This window comes from Brevibacillus formosus (assembly GCF_003013405.1).
Lineage (GTDB): Bacteria > Bacillota > Bacilli > Brevibacillales > Brevibacillaceae > Brevibacillus > Brevibacillus formosus.
In genome coordinates this window covers 138629-157647 of the sequence record NZ_PXZL01000034.1, presented here as the reverse complement: position 1 = coordinate 157647, position 19019 = coordinate 138629, and the positions used below count along the sequence as shown (strand labels likewise).

Here is a 19019-nt window from a genome sequence, read left to right as displayed (position 1 = left end):
ACGAAATGGGGTCTTGACCAATCCTTAAAAGCTCCCTTTTTAATCAGTTAGGAACTTTATCTACACTCTGACCCGTCGTCTTTGGACGGGTCTTTTTTATTGGGAGGTTTTCGACAGAATCACGACCGTCTATTGCTTAGATGCTTGCAAATGTGATTGTTACAATAATTATATGGAAAATTAGATGAGCAATCAGGGAAGCAGGATGTTCTTCTTTCTTGGTGCAAAACAAACTCGAACAACAGTGGTGATGATCATTTAGTGCGCCAGTTTATTGATACTGGAACCGGAGAAATATTTTATTCGGAAGAAGTGCTACGCCGGCCAGACGAAATAGATGGCGCTGCGGTGGCAGCACTCCGTAAATATGCGGAAGTAACAACCAATGGAAATCTGAGCAAAGACATTGCCCGATTGGCTTGATTCCACCGTTAATGAAAAAAAGAAGGATTTGAAAGCCTTCGCCATCGGACCAGATCGATATAAGGTTGTAGTGGCTATGACAAAGAATCTGTTGCAGCGTGGTTCAAGTAGAAGTCAGGGATTAGCGAAGAAGATTGGCAAGATTATGAGGTAAACGACTACCCAATGGATGAACCATTTCAAGTTGAATCCAGGAAGGAATATGGCTACGAATCCATAACGGTGAGGGAATGGATTCATGACGTTAAATCGTTCCCTTGCACAGCTGGGTGGTGTGAATAATTTATCAGATCGGTAACAAAGTAAAGTCCGCTGGATAAGCGGACCTTTACATTACTTTTGTTGAAAGATAAAAGATCCATTGGCTACTCCCCTAGATTGTATATAAATCCTCGTGGGGAACCCTGGCGATGATATATAAATTCTGGCTATACCGTAAGGCTTTACCCTAAACTCCTTTACTCCATCCAAGATAAGCCAAAATGGTTTCCCACTGCTGTTGGAAATTGCAAATGTTCCGCCTACACTTTTTGGAACTCGAAGTATTAATTTTCTACCAGCTTTCTGATAAGCAAAGGAACCGGAGAAGGAAAATTTACTCACTTAATTACACCACCCTTACTATTTTGTACAGATTATTCCAAGAAGTGGTTGGTGCTTGGGTAATTGTTGAAGGAAACTGCCTATTTTACTTCAATTTCGATTTATAAAACAGAAATTGTAAAAATGGGGAATGGATATGAGGCATGGGAGCAAACCTGATGGTTTTCTGATGGAGACGTTTGACTCTCCAGAAGGTGCATATGACGCTGCTCGATCCGCTTACGATGAAAGTAGGCTATTTCATGAGGTTGTCATCGACGATAAACCATTCACCAGCCATGGGCGACGTTAATCGCGCTTGGTGAAAAGAAATTTGAAACGAGCAGCTGGTCTACAAGTACCACGGCCCCATTGTGATCCACGCTGCCAAGAAAGTGGACAAGGGGATTTGCGTGGAAGAGGCTTTTCGCAGCATTTTGGCAGTGTACGGGTATACGGCTGAAAACCTGCCGGTGGGCGCGGTGGTTGCAATTGCAAACCTCACGGAGTGCTGGCGTAGTTTAGGTAAGGGGTATTTGAGTGGCGTGCCAATTCTCCAGAATGGGAAAAAAGGTCAAACAAAACAGATAAGTCCCCAGAAGGATTCGTTTGGATGGTTTGAATCGGGACGGGATGCCTCGGAAATGGCAGCTGTAAATCAGATCGATCCGGTGCCAGTAAAAAGGACAGCAAGAACTCTGGAATTGGGGAGGGGAACGGGATGCTTGCAGGACGTGAGATTGAATTCCGAGGCATCGGGGGGAAACGGTGAATGGCTGTTGGAAGCTAGTTAACTTTGATAAAGAAAAAAGACCATGGGGATACCATGATCTTCAATCCAATCATTTTCTTAACTGCTTTCTGTGCTTTTAATTAACGAGTTAAAGTGACTGTTTCAGGGCCATTATCACCAATCCACTTATCATTGTAGAATTTCCAAGTTGAAGTGTCTTTTTGTATTACAAAGGAGTACGGTAACCATCCTGGCTTGTTACCTTTGCCATCAGATTTGATTTCAATTTTTTGAATACTCCCAAGAACGGCGGATGCGGTTACGTAATATACACCTGTAGCACCTTGCTCAAAATCATCACCAGCACTGTCTAAGGTTGTCCATGGGGAATCCTTCTTGGAGCCATGTAATTTAATTTGAATTTTCGAATTTGTTCCTGCGTCATCTGCATTGTTTGTTTTGATAGTAACTTTATAGGTGTAAGATGCAAGTGGTTCAATTTGATTTGAGTTTTGGAGGTTCTCAGAAGCATAAGCGCTTGCTCCACTTAACATTAATGCAAAAGCTAAGACAGTGGAGATCCCTAAACGTTTCATTTAAAACACTCCTTTAAATCGGTATATTGGAAGCAATGAAATTATACAAAACATTCACTGTAATGTAAATATATGGTTATTTGTAACGGGTGTGTAATTGATAAAAATAGATATGAAGGGTGCCAGCAAGTTAAGGGGGATAAAAAGAAATGCAGGAAGCAGTAGTTAGCTGGAGCATGTAAGAGATAGGTGAGTTGGACAAGCGTGATTCAGCGGTGGACTTGGCAATGTGTGAAGCAGCTACGCCAGGACCGAGGGAACTGGAGCCGATGACGATGAAGGACTTGTCATCTGGAGAAAAATTGAAGAGCACCCGGGAAGGTCAGAAGGCGTAATTGCTTAATCCCGAGTGCCATTTACGAAGAAGCAGATATCAACTTCATCATGGAGGCTCGTACCGCTCTGCCTCATTGGATTCAGCGAGCTACAGCAGCAGAAGCCGAGGTCGAGCAGTATAAAAAACATCTACATTGAAGGAGACAGCTTTGGTGATGAGTTGATGAACGAGATAAAGAGAATCACTACTTAACAAAAGAGAAATTGTGATGAACTATGTTAATCCTTCTTATCGATTAACTTGGTAAGCAGGTCTTCGATTCTCTGTAAATGTTGATTGGTTTGCTTCAGCAGATAATACAAATTTACAATTGAGATCATTACCACAATCCCAAAAACTAATACATCCATTTTAATACCACCTTAATTGGCAATCATTAGGTAATTTGTGTCTTTGTGAATGATAGCATGAAAGTAAAGAAAGCTGGCAGAATTATATCTGATCGAAATGAATGTTACCCGAGAAATAATTCAAGATTATCTATCCGTACTTATTGCGGCCAGATTAAGCGAATAATCTATGAAGGGTGTTTTTGTCTTTTTACTGCAAAAAAACGAAATACTTTGTCACGAAATCCCTCCAGCTGGATCAAATAAGTTATCTAAAAATAGAAGGGAAGTCAACGAAATGAAAAAACAAACGTTTTTAGCCGTTAGTATGATGACATTGCTATTGTCAGCAGCAGTTCCATTTGCGAACATGCCAGCACCAGCTTATGCAGACACTCAGGCGCAATCGGCCCCGGAAGCAATGAAGAAACTCGCACAATTGGACAAAAATGTTGTAGAGACTGCCAAACAAGCCATGCAGAAGGAGGCGGGCAGTCTGCCGATCGAGTTGGATGAGATTACAGGGATAAACGCCGATTGCTGGGTGATCTCAGCCAAAGACAACAGAGGCGAGGTTCTGGTTACCAAAAAAGAGGGAACGGTCGTATCAGTACATGTTAACTTCAAGTTCAGTGAAGTGGCTACAGATTTGCAAAATACTATTATGAGCACGTTGAAAAGCATGGATAGCACACAGGCTTTTACATTTGATAAGGTAGAGCGAGTCAGCTCGGATATGGAAAATAGGTGGGTGTTTAAGGGGGAGAATGTAACGGCATCCATCGACGCGAAAACAGGGAAAGCTGTTTCAGCCATCATGCACAATGAATTCGGAGATAGCAACTATGTTTCGGACGAAGATATTCCAAAAGTATTTGCCAAACCGTTCTATACGAAAGAAAAAGCGATTGCTGCTGCTAATCCAATGGTGAAGAAAGTCTTTCATATGGATTTGACAGGCTACAATGTTTCAACGAAATACAACGAATATACCTTTACGAAAAAGGGAAAACCGACTGTTACGGCATCGATCAATAAAAAAGGGGTTTTTTATGATTTTACCGTCACTCCGGAAAACGGCATGATCAACTAGACCGTTAATCCCAACAGGATGTGGAGGCTCGGTCGATGCTTGTCTACTCATGGGCAGAATCAGCAGTGGCGCAAGGTGATCCTTGGAAAGAGTAGAGGTTTGCTTGGGATTGATCAGGGGGAAAGAGGCGGTGAATATCCGTCTCTTTTTTATGTTATTGGAAATGATTTCCCAAGCTCCTCTTCCTAACGATCCAGAGGCAATTTCCTACCGCGAAAGGGTTAGGAAATTTGTTTGGTCCGAAGAAACTCCGGACACTGTCTTATCAGTGACTGGTTTTCTACAGGATGATGTGTCTATGAGGAAATGATTCAAGCTGGTGAGCGATGGGTAGCTGATTGGATTAACGTGGAAGTCCTTGTGAGTGTGACGAAGTAATTGTAAATATCTGATTGTTGAGTATAGCATTATGTATATACTACAATAGATACAACGACCAATAACCTTACATTTTCTCCTCGACGTGTTCGTCGGGGATTTTTTAGTTTTGGAGATCGGCGGCCATTGCCAGACCTTATTACGAAGAACGGAGTCAAAAGAATGACAAACGTCACCTCCAAACTGTATCATTATCTCCTACGACAACCGGCGTGACGACTTACGCATACGCAAGGCTTGACTATCAGGAAGTGGAGATTTGGATAAACTGCACGATGATAGGAACGCCTTGAAAAGGGACATCACTCAGCATCAGGACACCCGGCTGGACTACATACGTATTTGAAGGCTGAAGAATACCGTTGATAAAAAGATTGACAATCGATACGGTGCTGGGGTCGAGAATTCCGGAAGTACTAAACTGTAGTGAGGCATCGGCATTCGTATACACATTTTTTTGTCCATCCGAAAAAGTCGTGTATTGAGAAACCACCGTTGTCAGCAGTCCAGGCGTACAGGGGCACGGTGGACATGGTGGACATGGTTGGCAGGTCGGGCAAGGTTGCCCGGGAAAGATATTAGGGCATCCGAGTGGCGGCATTACTGGGTAACAGGTACTCAGATTATTGGATCGAGTCACTACTATTCTTTTACTGGTTTTTTGCTGCATGGTCTCCAGCCCTTTCTCATAGTAATGAAGGTGTGCAAGAATCTGAGGCTGCAACACGTTCTTGGCATGTTACTCTCTTGATGGAATATTCCCCAGGCGTGTATCCCCTCCTGGGGAATTTCTTATTCACTTTCTAGTTGTCAGTTGATGACGAATTCTACGATCAATGGTGTTCCGCCATTTTCGGCATCACCGTCAGGAATCGTAATCGCCGTTGTTGTGACTGTGGAAGTATTCCCTGCCTGAAGTACTCCATTAATGTAGAGATTGTAAAAAGCAAACGAACCAGGAAATGCTGTGGCAGCAGCACCTGCATCATTCGTAAACGAAGTTGCCGCAATGGCAAATGTTGCTCCAGTCCCTGTTCCAGCCCCCATCGTCGAAGTGAACCTGAGCGACGTCATAAATGGTTTGGTAATCGGCATTCAACCAACTCCTACCTGTAGTTTTGTAAGGTAAATCCTTACATCGTTTATTGAATGCACACTGTTTCTTTCCCGAAACGTACAAACACCCTCTGAGTAAAAAAATTCCATCAAAAATAACTTGTCATTGCTTTGTAGAGACGGGTTTTATTAATTAATAGTCGACTAATGGTTACATAAGAGTATGTACGGTGATCCTTAGAAAGAGCAGAGGTTTGCTTGGGATTGATCGGATGAAAAGAGGTGAGGCACCTGCCTGTTTTACAGGAGGTGCCTCGGCGTGTTATTTGGTATATTCCATGACTTCAAAGGATTGAATCTTGCTGAATGTTACATAATCTTTTCTAGAAGTAAATGGCCCCTTGTTAAAGTCCTTATCGAACATATATGTTTCTTTGCCACGTCCGTCTGCACGGCCATTATACCAGTCGATGAAGTCCTGCACTTCGGATGCAGTTAGTTCAAATTCTTTTTCAAGACCACTGAGCATTTTAATTACAAGAAGTGCGTTGTCCCCAGTTGGCTCTGGGTCAGTGCCAGGATCGGTGCCTGGATCGGTGCCTGGATCAGTGCCTGGATCAGTGCCTGGATCAGTGCCAGGATTGTTCTTTTCAAACATCTCCAGTTCAGCAATAATGCTTGCGTTACCTTGGGCAAATACAGATGCCGTAATGTTTAGGCGGTACTTAATATATGCGTTATCGTTACTAAATGAGAATTCTTGCTTTTTGGATGGGATAGTATACCAATTTCTTATGTTTGTTTGCTTATCGAGTTGAACCCATTCTGTACCATTCCAGCCATCAAAAGTCCAATTTGCTGGTGCAGTATTCTCGTTCCAATAAGTAATGGAATATTTTTCGATTTTTTGGGGAGTTGGAAACTCATACTCTAGTGCTCCAGGAAGTACGGTGGCATACCAGCCTGTATTTGGATTATGGTCAAAGGCTTTCCATGGATAAAAAGCATCCCAAAGTTTGGAGGAAGAAAAAGCATGACCAGAAGGTGTAGTTTCCCCAGTCATAACTGGAATTACGTTATCTGTGTACTCACTATCTTCCGCTTGTACGAAACTATGACCAGAAAAAATAATGCCTAACATTAATACCAGTCCTAAAATATTTCGAGTACCTTTCCAATTTCTCTTTACAAATTTCATAAAAACCTCCTTGAACTGTAAAAGGTGGATAATTTCACATAGAAATATATTACAGTTTGTTGGTTTGGGCAAAACAGTAAAAGGAATAAATTCAAATCAAAGGAATAAACAGTTAAAAAGTTCAATTTATGTTCAAAAAATAGTAAACTCGCCTCTGTTTTTAGGAGACGGGGCCATATCATGATCAAAGGCATTAGCATAGTATCTACCACTTGCATTTTTTGGCTTTTAATGGTGTTTGGAGTGAAGCGTCTCGATTAGGGAATGAGTGCCAATATTCCTGTAAGAAAGGTTGAATCCAATGTGGCCTGCCCATTTTTTCAGCCCTCAGTCGAAATAATATGGGAGGAATATCACCTTTCAGTATTACTTCTGCCGATTTTAACAGAGACGGCTTCATATACTGACCAAGGCTATAACTGCACCCGCTCAATGTCCTTCTCACATATTGCTTTGTGACGATTCGATCAATCATCACCTCTTACTCTGCTAGAGCTTATTCTTTAAAAGAAGGAACCTGAATACATGATGATAGAATAATACAAATACGAAAATGTCAAAACTAAAAATTGACATGACACCAAGATGAGGGGTGTTCCTTGATGACAACAAGTAAAACGAATCCGAAGGTTGATGAATTTTTAAGCAAGACGAAAAAGTGGAAGGCTGAATTTGAGAAGCTCAGAAGTATTGTTCTTGACTGTGAGCTGACCGAAGATTTTAAGTGGATGCATCCTTGTTACACGTTTGAGAAAAAAAACATCGTTTTAATACATGGATTTAAAGAATATTGTGCGCTACTGTTTCAAAAAGGTGCCTTGTTGAAAGATCCAAACGGGATTCTCATTCAACAAACGGAGAATGTACAGGCTGCGCGCCAGATCCGGTTTACCAATGTGGAAGAAATTATGGAAATGGAATCTATTTTGAAGGCCTATATTCAAGAAGCTATTAAAGTTGAAAAATCCGGCTTGGAAGTGAACTATAAAAAGCATGAAGAATACAGCATTCCTGAAGAATTTCAAAAAAAATTGGATGAAATCCCTGCCTTGAAAACTGCTTTTGAAGCATTGACTCCGGGACGGCAAAGAGCCTACCTTCTTCACTTTTCAGCACCCAAACAAGCCAAAACGCGAGAGTCAAGGGTGGAAAAATGCATGCAGCAAATTCTCGAGGGAAAGGGATTAAATGATTGATTGTAAGAAAAGAGGCGGAAGCTACCGCCTCTTTTTCGTGCTTCGCCAAACGGGTCGTTGCATTTTCTAAAAAAAATTATGAAGAAAACCGAACCTTTTTCCGATCGAGAGACAATATAGGGTGTAAGCTGCTTACTCAGGAGGGCCCTCTGAATGGAAAATGAAGAGATGTACCAATTACTTATAAAAATGAAAGAGGGGGATGAACAGGCATTTCATACGATGTATGATGCGACCTTTCAGGACGTATACCGGACCGTCTCCTTTCTGGTGGATCATAAGCAGGATCGGGAAGATGTCATGAATGAAATCTATATGCAAATGTGGACCTCACTTGCTAATTACGATACGAACCGTCCTTTCCAGTTCTGGCTGCATGGCCTGGTAATCCGTCAAGTGCAGAGATTTCGGGTCAAGAGCTGGAGGAGATTCCGCATTGTTGAACGAATCCGTGCCTTCTCTCACGAAGAGTCTTATTTGGATGAACATACTGCGTTGATGGATGGAACAAACCAAATGATATCCCAGTCCATACGAAAACTGACCGACAAACAGCGGACAGTGATTATCTTTCGCTTTTATCACGACTATACTCTTGAGGAAATTGCGACCTTGCTTGATATTCCGCTGGGTACAGTCAAGTCCAGATATCATGCTGGCCTCCAGGCGCTTCGAAAATACTTAGGGAATCTCCCCCTGGAAAGGATGGAAAAGATCAATGACTATTGAACGCAAAATCCGTGAACATCTGCACGAAGAGGCAGAAACGATGGAGTGTCCGCCGGCCATTTCCAAACGAATCGAACAATCCTATTCTCACTATTTGCAACGAAAAAGGAGCGAAATAACCATGAAAAAACGATTAATTGGTGGAATTGTTGCTGCTGCGATTTTGATTCCAACCGCAGCATTTGCGGCCCCTGTTGTGATTGACATGCTTACGCGAGCACCAATGACTTCTGAACAAGTCAAGCTGGATGAGGCTGGCAAAGCAACACTTGAGAAGCTGTATAGCGCGTTTCCCGAAACAAAATCGTTTGAGATTATCGATGCAAGCTACCTTGGAGACCCCAATGATTCAACCAAAAAGGTCCAACTGAGCATCGTCTTGCAGGAAAATGGGGGAACTGGCAAAAAGATTACCCTCCATACAAACGGTATTACGGATGAGATTCAAGACCTAACGCAAGAGAATTGGGAGCCTAAGGAGAAGCCACTCATTACTTTACCCGATCAGGAAATCAAGGGGAAGGTAGATCAACTTATTGATAAATTGTACGGCAACATCAAAGATTATGAGGTTGCCATGGAGCAAATGGACAATCCCAATCAAAAAACATTTATCTTGAATTACACCAAGAAGGGATCAGGAGGAGAGGGTTACCAAGTATTTGTTCAGGGGAATAGCATTAGTCTTGCTCCGGTAGATTTTGAACCATCTAACGCTGAAGTAGAAGGTTATTTCTCTAGAGACGGTAAGCCCGATTATTATGCTGATAATTTTTTAAACGATGAAAAACTGTTTGCTCTACTAAAAATGAGCCCGACAGAGTTAAAAGAAGAACTAGCAAAAGGGAAATCTGTTGTGGAGATTGCAGCCTCGAAAAATATCTCGAAACAACAAGTCATTGATGTGATTGCAAGAACACAAGCTGAAGGACAGCTTCAAGATGGAAAAAATAAAGTAACGATCAGCGATGATTTACTGAAACAAATGATGAAAGAAGTAGAACCAAAAGTCGTACACATAATTGAACACAAGACGGAAACGAAATGGTAGTAGTTTGCTAGGAATTGAATGGAATAAAGAGAGGCGGGAAACCGTCTCTTTTTTCGTCAAAAATAAAGTTGTGCGTCCGCCTACGGGAAGATTCATGATGGCTACGTATACTGTAACGTACTATTTTGACTTCACGCTCAAGTCAATCGAAAGGAGAGGTCGACCGTGGCAATTGGACAGACGACTCGGGTCAGCTTGCCGTACCCCTCTACATGGGAAATTCAAGCGAGCTTCGGTGGAAGACCCACCACGTTGGGCACATTGGTGATTTCCAATGTCTTGAATGGCAGGGTCAGTGGTACCGTTAATTTCCGTGGTACTCCGATTCCCATACAAGGAAGGTGGGATGAGAGGTCCAGGCAAATCACGATTGAATCACCTTATGCCAATTTTGTTGGCACCTTTGCGTACAAAGCCGAGCCAACACTTGGGTTGCGACATTATGTATTAAGAGGAACGGTTCGAATGAAGCCCCCATCTGTGCGGGCAGGAGAAGTGGGAACATGGACGGCTGTTACGAATTTGCCGCTGTAAGGAAATAGGAGGGTCTTATCTACCGATAGATAGGGCCTTTTTTTAATTCCAACTGGATTACTCTCAATGGGAAAAAATGAAATGTTTGGTAAAATAATAATAGAACAAGTGGAATCTCAACCGCTTGGTCTGCAGGGATTCCGGCAAGAAATGAAGACTGGCGAACACAAGACTAGAGAAGGAGGAAAAGCTGTGAATAAACAGGCGGACAAGCAGACCATAGAGGCATTAAAGGTATTACAAAACCAATCAGTCATCCAATCAGCTGATTACTGGATACATAACGCTTATGAAGGCGGAGTTGTCCGTGGAGACTTGGTAGCATTCCTCATCCAAAACATGGCGAAAAAACTGACTGCAACAGTTCCTTCACCCGAGCCGCCAGAAAAGCCGAAGCCTGAACCAATTCCAGAACCTAAGCCTGCCAAGCAACCGAAGCCTTGGAGTGAAATCGAGAAGCTGGCAAAGGCTGCTTCGGTTCACATTGACATTGGATTCGGAGGAACGGGTGTATTATTGAAAGGCGGCCTATTGCTGACGGCAAAACACGTATCCAAAGGCAGAGTCTCTTTTAGAGCGAAAACGTACTCTCGGGATTGGTTAGACGCGACTCTGGTTGCGGAGCACCCGGGAATAGGAAAAGATGCAGTTGATCTGGCGCTGTATAAGATTGAGCGACCGTCAGCAAAATTACCATTCCTGCCTTTGAGTGCCGATCCACTTGTGAGTGGTCAAAAGCTAGTGACTGTTGAAGCGGAGTATACAGACTGGATTGTAAGGACTGGTGAGTTGTGTCAGCTAAGTACCAAGATGCAACCGTGGGAATTTGACTGCTCTGTTCCTGTGGAGAATGGCAACAGCGGCGGAGCTGCCGTCAATGAATATGGAGAACTGGTCGGTATTTTCGTTAACATAACGTCTGTAGGCATCCAACGAGGAAGCGTCCGGGAAAGCGTTCCTGGTGGAGAAGCAATCAATTTGCAGCACCAAGCTGTTTCAGAATGGCTTGCAAAATGGTTATAAAAAGGTAGAATGAGGCACCTCTCTGTAATAAGAAGGTGCCTCATTTTATGATTGGCGGTCACAGGCGACAGCCTATTGTGTGATTCCGAGCATTTGCTTCATATCTTCTTGGGCATCGCCAATCAACTGAATATAGAACAAGTCTTGCAATACTTGCAGAACACCGGGTTGAATGAACTCAGGCAATTTTGGACCGATCCGTATATCTTGTATCCCCAGGCTAAACAGACCGAGCAGGATGGCAACCGCTTTTTGTTCAAACCAGGAAAGAACAATACTTACCGGCAGCTCGTTCACTTCACACTCGAAGGCATCGGCTAATGCAGCCGCAATCGTAATGGTAGAAACCGAGTTATTGCACTGTCCCAAATCGATATATCGTGGGATGCCGGTACCTGGCACGGTGCCGAAATCTACATCGTTAAAACGGAATTTTCCGCAGGAGGTCGTAAGAATGACTGTTTCTGGCGGTAAGGACGTAGCCAATTCACGGTAATACTCGCCTCCCTTGCCAGGAGCGTCGCAACCAGCGATGACGAAGAAGCGTTTGATCTTTCCTTCCTTGACTGCCTGAATAATTTCAGGAGCGATGCCGAGAACCGTTTTGTGATGATAGCCGGTCGTCAAAGTCAGTTCCGATTCGATGGAAACCTCAGGAAGAGACAATGCTTTTTCAATGAGCGGCGCAAAATCGTTATCTACAATTTTCGTCACATTTTCCAAACCGGTTATATCATACGAAAAGAAACGATCGGCGTAGCTGCCTCGAATAGGCATCACACAGTTTGTTGTAGCCAGTATGGCGCCAGGAAATTTCTCGAACAATTGGCGTTGATCGTACCATGCTTTCCCAATGTTACCTTTCAAATGAGGATATTTCTTCAGTGCGGGATAGCCATGTGCAGGCAGCATTTCGGAATGGGTATACACATTGATTCCTTTGCCTTCCGTCTGTTTTAACAGTTCTTCGAGAGCAAACAGATTGTGTCCCGTAACAACGATGCATTTTCCTTCTATTTTATTCTGCGAGACAGTGATTGGCTGCGGGACTCCGAAATGATCTGTATGGGCCCGATCCAAAAGCTCCATGACTTTTATCGCGGCTTTCCCTACTTTCATAGCCATTTGCAAATGTTCATCCAAGTTAAAATTCACATTCGTCAATGTAAAATAAAGAGCTTCCTGTGTAATCCCATCCACTTCAGGATCGATATAGCCTAGTTGTCGAGCATGTGTGGCATAAGCTGCAATTCCTTTTAAAGCAAAAATAATGGTATCCTGAATACTCGCAAGATCTTCATTCTTTCCGCAAACGCCGATGACCTTACAACCACCTGTTGGAGTCTGTTCACATTGATAACAAAACATGTATAATCCACTCCTTCGATTCAAGATTTCGCCTTGATTATAAGCGGGTTGCCGGGAAGGAGCTGTGATTAAAATCACAACGAAACCAAACTTTGCCTCTTATCATAGTGGATGAAGAAGATTTCCCAAGTGAGGGGTGTTGTTTATGGTACGAAAATGGCAGTTGCCATTACAGACGTTGAGTCTTACGGTCGGTTTCATGGTATGGGTCATTCTGTCATCGCTCATGCCTTTTATCAAGGAAACCGTCCCTATGAGTGCAAGTGAAGTGGCGTGGGTGACAGCGATTCCTGTTCTTCTAGGATCGTTGCTGAGAATCCCCGTTGGATATTGGAGTAACCGATTTGGCGCGAGAATTTTATTTAGCATAAGCTTTCTCTTGCTGCTGGCTCCTGTCTTTTATATTAGCCAGGCGACTACTTATACAGATTTGTTAATCGGCGGGCTATTTATAGGGATAGGCGGAGCGGTGTTCTCCGTTGGTGTCACTTCTCTACCTAAATACTACCCGAAAGAAAAGCATGGTTCTGTAAACGGGATCTACGGTATGGGGAATATTGGTACGGCGATAACCACTTTTTCAGCGCCAGTTCTGGCTAAATCGTTTGGATGGGCAACTACTGTACAGATGTTCATGTTATTGCTTGTGGGATTCGCAGTGCTAACCTTCTTGATGGGGGATAAAAATGAACCTAAGGTAGTGACTCCTCTTGGTCAGCAGATAAAGAGTGTGTACAAAAACGAAAAGCTGTGGCTAATCAGCTTGTTCTACTTTATTACGTTTGGCTGTTTCGTTGCTTTCACCGTGTATCTCCCGAATTTTTTAGTTAGCCATTTCCAACTGGATAAAGTAGATGCAGGTATGAGAACAGCAGGGTTCATTCTTTTGGCGACACTTGCGAGACCATTGGGAGGCTGGCTAGGAGATAGGTGGAACCCCTTCAAGGCATTGATGATTGTGTTTGCCGGGCTCGCCTTGTCTGGTATTGTCTTATCGTTCTCACCATCGATTTTGATGTACACGGTAGGCTGCTTGTTGGTAGCGCTATGTGCCGGAATTGGTAACGGTGCCGTGTTCAAATTAGTGCCGATGTATTTCTCGCGGCAAGCGGGGATTGTGAATGGGATCGTATCTGCCATGGGGGGATTAGGAGGATTTTTCCCGCCGTTGATCTTAACGATGCTGTTTAATCTGACCGGGCATTATGCGATTGGTTTCATGGCTTTATCTCAGTTTGCACTTGTTAGCTTGGTCTTGGTGATGTGGATGTTCTATCAAGAGAAGCTGCAGCTCGCCGCCACCATTATGGAAAAGACGGGAGAGGCGATACTGATTACCGATACACGAGGGGTCATTAAAAGTGCGAACCACGCTTTTACAAAAGTGACCGGTTATGAGATGAATGAGGTGATTGGCAAGTCCCCCAATATTTTAAAATCTGGCAGGCAGGATGCCGATTTCTATCAAAAGATGTGGGACTCGATCAAGAAGAATGGCTATTGGCAAGGGGAGATCTGGAATCGCCGGAAGAATGGAGATCAGTATCTCCAATGGTTAACGATCAGTGCGATTCTGGACGATGCAGGAGATGTCGAGTACTATGCTGGCATGTTCAGCGAACTCGCGGAGCAAAGACACGGATAAAAAAGCTTGAATCACTCATGAAAAAAAGTCTTGGACGGACAAGTCCAGGACTTTTTTTGTTCAAGAAAGGATGTAGACTTTGCTTACATTTGGCAAATATCTGGAGGGCAGTCATCGCAATAAATCGCCTCTTTTAAATAGGCAAGGTCCTTTATCAAGATATGCCCGTGGGGAAGCAGATCGATGGAGTCCTGTTTTTTCAGATCGGAAAGCATCCGGTTGACACTTTCTCGTGTCAGACCAATGAATTGTGCCAAATCGCGATTGGTAAGAGAAAGGTCGATGAGGATTCCGTCGGGGTGTGGCTTGCCGTATGTGTTACTCATGCGGATGAGCGTTGAATACAAGGCACCAATTTTGCCATTGAGTAGCAAATCGCGAAATTTGGACTGCATCCGCCTGTTCATCAATCCCATCCAACGGAGGAAGTCTACGCAAAATTGACCGTTTTTGATGAGCATTTTTTCCAACGCTTGTCGCGGGATGATCCATACCTCACCCTCCATCAACATGGTGCCTGTGGAGGTATACGTCAATTCCTGTTCGAAGAGCCCTGAGACGCCGACTAGCTCTCCTGCACCAAATACTTGCAGTGTTAATTCTTTTCCATCGTTCGTGTTTTTTGTGAGCTTGATTTGGCCTGACGAAATTAAGAATAGCTGATCGGCTCTTTCGCCATCCAAAAACAGAACGGCTCCGGGAACAAAACTTTTCCGAACAGAAAACGTTTCAAGGCTATTCACAAAATCGGAAGAAATCTGCTCGACAAAGGTTGTGCCATTTCCGGTCATGTGGGTCCCCCCTACAACAAGGATACATAGGTAACTCATTATATCATCCGAATTCGATGGTTGGGGGGAGAAAATTGTCCTGATTGTGGCAGTGGTGTGAGGTAAATCACAACCTGGGTCTCGAGCCGTTGCTACAATGGACTCAAGCGAAAGGAAAAAATGAGCAGCAGCAGGGAGGGTGTTGTATGAACTATCTATTTGCTTCCAAAGTGGCGAAGCGTGCTTTTATCATCATTGCTTGCTTGTTCGTCCTAAGTTACGTGGGAACACGTTTTTTCACGCATATTGATTTGGCGCTTTACGGCTATATGGTGGGGACTCTTGTCTTTATCGGAGGCTTCCTTTACCGATTTTCTGCGTGGGCAGATCGCCCGCCAACGAATGTCATTTTGAAAAAGGGGCTACGCCTTCTCTTTCGTAAAAGCACGGCGAATACAACGGTGGATCATTTGGCCATCTATCGCTTTATTTGGAATCGGGGATGGTACCGCTGGACGCAGCACATTTTGCTGGGATGGGGATGCATCTTGGCCGCGTTTGTCACCTTTCCATTAGTGTTTGGTTGGATGTATTTCACGATGACGGACAATGGCTACTATCAGGTCGTGTTCATGGGTGTGGATGTTCTGACCGTACAAGCGGATGGCTGGGTTGCCTTTCTCTTTTACAACGCGTTGAACATTACGGCTTTTATGGTCATCGGCGGAGCAGTCATGGCTTTGTATCGCAGATATAAGAACATGCAGGCACGGGCTGAACAATCCTTTGTCTACGACTTTTTGCCTTTATATCTGCTACTGTTTATCAGCGTGACAGGCTTGATGTTAACTGCAAGCAACATGTTCTTAGGGGGCTTTGGGCACCCGGTCATATCAGTCACTCATCAATTTGCAGTGATTGTGACATTGATTTATCTGCCATTCGGAAAACTGGCTCACATACCGTTCCGTCCCATGAGTGTGTTTGCTCGCAACTATCGCGAGCACTATGGCGAGCAGGAAATGAAAAAGTGCAAAGTGTGCAGCAATGAGTTTGTTTCTGCGGAACAGTCGGCAGATGTAATCAACGTGCTGGGTAAAAACGAAATGGCTTTTCAAATGGAAGAAGGATTCCACTTGGCTGAACTTTGCTTGCCGTGCCGCAGAAAATACCGGATGTTCCGCTTCACAGGAGTTCCTACGCACGAGATCAATGCCAGGGAGGCAAATCAACATGCCAAAGGATAAATTTTTTAAAGTAGTGGAAAACAAGATTCATCCTAACGAGAAATTGGTCAGCACGCATTGCTGCTATTGCGGTATGCAATGCGGGATGAACCTGCGTGTAGATACAACGACGAACAAGATTATCGGAGTGGAGCCACGGTACGATTTCCCTGTCAATCTGGGGAAGATGTGCCCCAAAGGGGTGACGGCTTATCAGCAGGTGAACCATCCGGATCGGATACAGCGGCCGTTGATTCGATCAGATGCTTCATTAAAAGGCACGGCGGAAGGTTTTCGGGAAGCGTCATGGGAGGAAGCGCTTGACTTGATCGTTTCCAAGTTCAAGGAGTTGCAGCACAACTATGGCAAAGATACTTTGTCTGTTTACTCTGGCGTTTCCATGACGAACGAAAAATGCTACCTCACGGGTAAGTTTGCGCGGGTCGCCTTGCAAACCCGCTATATCGACTACAATGGCCGCTTCTGCATGTCCTCCGCTGCGGCGGGATTGAATCGAAGTTTGGGGATTGACCGCGGTTCTACCGTTCCCTGGACGGATATTCACCAAACAGACTGCTTGTTTTTGGCTGGTTCAAATGCGGCTGAATGTCATCCAACCAGCATGTTTCGTATTTGGGAAGTGCAAAATCGAGGCGGTTATCTGATCGTAGCCGATCCAAGGGAAACACCTTTGGCACGTCGCGCAGATATCCATCTGGATTTGCGGCCCGGCACAGATTTGGCGCTGGCAAACGGAATCGTTCATCTCCTGATCAAGAATGGGCATATCGATGAAGACTTTATACGAAATCATACGAATGGTTTTGAAGAAACAAAAGAAGTAGTTGCTACCTTCACACCGGAGTATGTCAGCGAAATAACAGGGGTTTCGGTGGAGAAGATTGTGCGGGCTGCCGACATTTTCGGGAGGGCACCTGATGCGATTGTAATGTTCTGCCGTGGTGTGGAACAGCAGTCGAAAGGGACAGACAACGTATCTGCCTATACCAACATGTCGCTCGTCACAGGCAAGATTGGCCGTCCAAAATCGGGTGTTGCAACCCTTACCGGTCAAGGCAACGGTCAGGGGGGACGGGAACACGGGCAAAAAGCCGATCAATTGCCTGGCTACCGCAAGCTCGACAATCCTGAACATGTGCGTGAAATAGCGTGTGCCTGGGGCATCCCAGCGGAAGAGATGCCACAGAAAGGCGTCTCTGCCTATGAGATGTTCCAGCTCATGAAGGATAAAACGATTCGCAGCTTATACTTACTCTGCTCCAATCCGGTTGTAAGTGCGCCAAATCTAAACCATGTTCGGGAGTCCCTGAAAAGTCTTGATTTTATGGTTTGCTGCGACTTTTACTTGTCGGAATCAGCTGAATACGCCGATGTCGTTCTTCCCGTTACGTCTTGGGCAGAGGACGATGGAACGACAACCAATCTCGAAGGACGCATCATTCGTCACCGTCAGGCACAGGAATGGTTTGCAGAATCCAAGCCTGACTGGTGGATTCAGATAGAAATCGCCAAAAGAATGGGGCGCGGACAATTCTTTACTCACTTGAAGTCTCCACAGGATATTTTCAATGAAATACGTCAGGTCTCCAAAGGCGGAATAGCTGACTATTATGGGGTCACCTACGAGAAAATTGATCAAAACAATGGTGTTTTCTGGCCGTGCCGCGAGGAAGGCGACGAGGGACAGCCCCATTTATTCCTGGATAAAAAATTTTATCACCCGGATGGCAAAGCCAAAATATGTGCGCTGCCTTACCGCCCGCCAGCGGAGGAGCCGGATGAAGAATATCCTTTGCGGTTAACTACGGGACGAGTTGTGTTCCACTATTTGTCCGGGAATCAGACAAGACGAATCCCGTTTTTGAAGGACATGTATCCTGATCCTCTGCTAGAGGTTCACCCAAAAACAGCGACACGCTACGGTATTGAACACGATGAGCTGGTCACTCTGAAAACAAGAAGAGGCGAGGCGCAGTACCGCGTGAAAGTTATCGAGGCGATTCGAGAGGATACGGTGTTTGTTCCGTACCACTGGGGAAAAGCGCAGTCTATCAATCTGCTGACCAACCCGGCATTGGACCCTTACAGTAAAATGCCTGAGTTTAAAGCGTGCGCCGCGAAAATCATCAAGCACAAACATGGAGGAGTTCGCCATGGGTAAACAAGTCTTATACATCGAAATGGACAATTGCATCGGTTGTCGAAGCTGCTTGGCGGCGTGTACACAATGTGGAGGTCACGACAACCGAAACCGAAATTACGTGCTGGATGTGGACCCGTTTATCAGCAGACAAACGATTCCTCTCATGTGCTTTCATTGTGTCAATCCTGCTTGTGCCCGCAGCTGTCCTGCTCAGGCGATTCAAATCGCAGATAATGGGGCCGTATTGTCAGCCTTGGTAGAGAAATGCATCGGTTGTCAAAATTGTACGATTGCCTGCCCCTATGGGATTCCGAAATTTGATGAAGAGCAGAATCTCATGTACAAATGCGATCTATGCTACGACCGTACGAAAGAGGGAATCCCGCCGATGTGCGCTTCGGTTTGCCCGACAAACACCTTGCAGTGGATTGAGGAAGCAGAGCTGGAAGAAAAACGGGCACAGATTCCTTTGGCCAATCGCAAATGGACTGCCAGCCACGACCCAGATGTGCTGGAAGGCGAAACCAATGTAAAAATTAGCCTGCCTGGCATTCTGCAGGGCAAACAGAAGCTATTCTAGAGGGGAGA

At 44.5% G+C, this 19019-nt stretch carries 19 protein-coding genes; 13 read left to right on the top strand and 6 right to left on the bottom strand.

From position 1 onward, the window contains the following. Window positions 1–261 precede the first annotated feature (261 nt). Both C7R91_RS29525 and C7R91_RS26190 read left to right on the top strand, forming a co-directional pair. Window positions 262–423, top strand: a complete 162-nt coding sequence (locus C7R91_RS29525) for a hypothetical protein (protein ID WP_160309994.1) — start codon at window positions 262–264, stop codon at window positions 421–423. A gap of 995 nt (window positions 424–1418) precedes the next feature. Next, window positions 1419–1799 carry a hypothetical protein gene (locus tag C7R91_RS26190; protein ID WP_307723645.1) on the top strand — a complete coding sequence of 127 codons (381 nt, stop codon included), beginning with the start codon at window positions 1419–1421 and terminating at the stop codon, window positions 1797–1799. A gap of 79 nt (window positions 1800–1878) precedes the next feature. Here C7R91_RS26190 and C7R91_RS26185 read toward each other — a convergent pair whose 3' ends face one another. Continuing rightward, window positions 1879–2334, bottom strand: a complete 456-nt coding sequence (locus C7R91_RS26185; RefSeq protein WP_047074310.1) for a PLAT/LH2 domain-containing protein — start codon at window positions 2332–2334, stop codon at window positions 1879–1881. Between the two features lie 194 nt (window positions 2335–2528). On the opposite strand from C7R91_RS26185, the gene C7R91_RS29520 reads away from it, so the two are divergent. Together C7R91_RS29520 and C7R91_RS26175 are read left to right on the top strand one after the other, a co-directional pair. Further along, entirely contained in the window at window positions 2529–2669 is a 141-nt protein-coding gene (locus C7R91_RS29520; RefSeq protein ID WP_160309993.1) for a hypothetical protein, read from the top strand. 629 nt (window positions 2670–3298) lie between these two features. Continuing rightward, window positions 3299–4093 (top strand): hypothetical protein, encoded by a 795-nt coding sequence (locus tag C7R91_RS26175; RefSeq protein ID WP_047074309.1) that lies wholly within the window; start codon window positions 3299–3301, stop codon window positions 4091–4093. A gap of 622 nt (window positions 4094–4715) precedes the next feature. Here C7R91_RS26175 and C7R91_RS26165 read toward each other — a convergent pair. The 3 genes from C7R91_RS26165 to C7R91_RS26155 form a co-directional block, all read right to left on the bottom strand. Next, entirely contained in the window at window positions 4716–5072 is a 357-nt protein-coding gene (locus C7R91_RS26165) for a DUF4183 domain-containing protein (RefSeq protein WP_236697984.1), read from the bottom strand. A gap of 209 nt (window positions 5073–5281) precedes the next feature. Continuing rightward, window positions 5282–5566 carry a DUF4183 domain-containing protein gene (locus C7R91_RS26160; RefSeq protein WP_047074305.1) on the bottom strand — a complete coding sequence of 95 codons (285 nt, stop codon included), beginning with the start codon at window positions 5564–5566 and terminating at the stop codon, window positions 5282–5284. A 283-nt stretch (window positions 5567–5849) separates the two neighbouring features. Further along, entirely contained in the window at window positions 5850–6725 is an 876-nt protein-coding gene (locus C7R91_RS26155; protein ID WP_047074303.1) for a hypothetical protein, read from the bottom strand. Window positions 6726–7327: 602 nt separating this feature from the next. On the opposite strand from C7R91_RS26155, the gene C7R91_RS26150 reads away from it, so the two are divergent. The 5 genes from C7R91_RS26150 (at window position 7328) to C7R91_RS26130 (ending at window position 11258) form a co-directional block, all read left to right on the top strand. Beyond that, a complete protein-coding gene (locus C7R91_RS26150; protein ID WP_047074301.1) occupies window positions 7328–7921 on the top strand; it encodes a YdeI/OmpD-associated family protein in 594 nt (197 codons plus the stop codon). Window positions 7922–8074: 153 nt separating this feature from the next. After that, a complete protein-coding gene (locus C7R91_RS26145) occupies window positions 8075–8650 on the top strand; it encodes a sigma-70 family RNA polymerase sigma factor (protein ID WP_047074299.1) in 576 nt (191 codons plus the stop codon). Then, the gene (locus tag C7R91_RS26140) at window positions 8640–9701 is read left to right on the top strand and encodes a hypothetical protein (RefSeq protein WP_174769389.1); all 1062 of its coding nucleotides are present in this window, start codon (window positions 8640–8642) and stop codon (window positions 9699–9701) included. Before C7R91_RS26145 ends, C7R91_RS26140 begins: the two co-directional genes overlap by 11 nt. Before the next feature lie 165 nt (window positions 9702–9866). Then, window positions 9867–10235 (top strand): hypothetical protein, encoded by a 369-nt coding sequence (locus C7R91_RS26135; protein ID WP_047074297.1) that lies wholly within the window; start codon window positions 9867–9869, stop codon window positions 10233–10235. A gap of 192 nt (window positions 10236–10427) precedes the next feature. Beyond that, a complete protein-coding gene (locus tag C7R91_RS26130) occupies window positions 10428–11258 on the top strand; it encodes a S1 family peptidase (protein WP_047074294.1) in 831 nt (276 codons plus the stop codon). Between the two features lie 72 nt (window positions 11259–11330). Here C7R91_RS26130 and hcp read toward each other — a convergent pair whose 3' ends face one another. Beyond that, window positions 11331–12626 (bottom strand): hydroxylamine reductase, encoded by a 1296-nt coding sequence (hcp, locus tag C7R91_RS26125; protein ID WP_047074293.1) that lies wholly within the window; start codon window positions 12624–12626, stop codon window positions 11331–11333. Between the two features lie 145 nt (window positions 12627–12771). Here hcp and C7R91_RS26120 point away from each other — a divergent pair, with 145 nt between their 5' ends. After that, window positions 12772–14271: a nitrate/nitrite transporter gene (locus C7R91_RS26120; RefSeq protein WP_047074292.1), complete on the top strand. Its 1500-nt coding sequence runs from the start codon at window positions 12772–12774 to the stop codon at window positions 14269–14271. Between the two features lie 83 nt (window positions 14272–14354). Here C7R91_RS26120 and C7R91_RS26115 read toward each other — a convergent pair whose 3' ends face one another. Beyond that, window positions 14355–15062 carry a Crp/Fnr family transcriptional regulator gene (locus C7R91_RS26115; protein ID WP_047074289.1) on the bottom strand — a complete coding sequence of 236 codons (708 nt, stop codon included), beginning with the start codon at window positions 15060–15062 and terminating at the stop codon, window positions 14355–14357. Window positions 15063–15247: 185 nt separating this feature from the next. On the opposite strand from C7R91_RS26115, the gene C7R91_RS26110 reads away from it, so the two are divergent. The 3 genes from C7R91_RS26110 to C7R91_RS26100 are packed head-to-tail and all read left to right on the top strand — an operon-like array spanning window position 15248 to window position 19011. After that, a complete protein-coding gene (locus C7R91_RS26110; protein ID WP_047074287.1) occupies window positions 15248–16288 on the top strand; it encodes a hypothetical protein in 1041 nt (346 codons plus the stop codon). Then, a complete protein-coding gene (locus tag C7R91_RS26105; RefSeq protein WP_047074286.1) occupies window positions 16275–18449 on the top strand; it encodes a molybdopterin oxidoreductase family protein in 2175 nt (724 codons plus the stop codon). The genes C7R91_RS26110 and C7R91_RS26105 overlap by 14 nt, the downstream gene beginning before the upstream one ends. After that, window positions 18442–19011 carry a 4Fe-4S dicluster domain-containing protein gene (locus C7R91_RS26100; RefSeq protein WP_047074283.1) on the top strand — a complete coding sequence of 190 codons (570 nt, stop codon included), beginning with the start codon at window positions 18442–18444 and terminating at the stop codon, window positions 19009–19011. The genes C7R91_RS26105 and C7R91_RS26100 overlap by 8 nt, the downstream gene beginning before the upstream one ends. Window positions 19012–19019 lie beyond the last annotated feature (8 nt).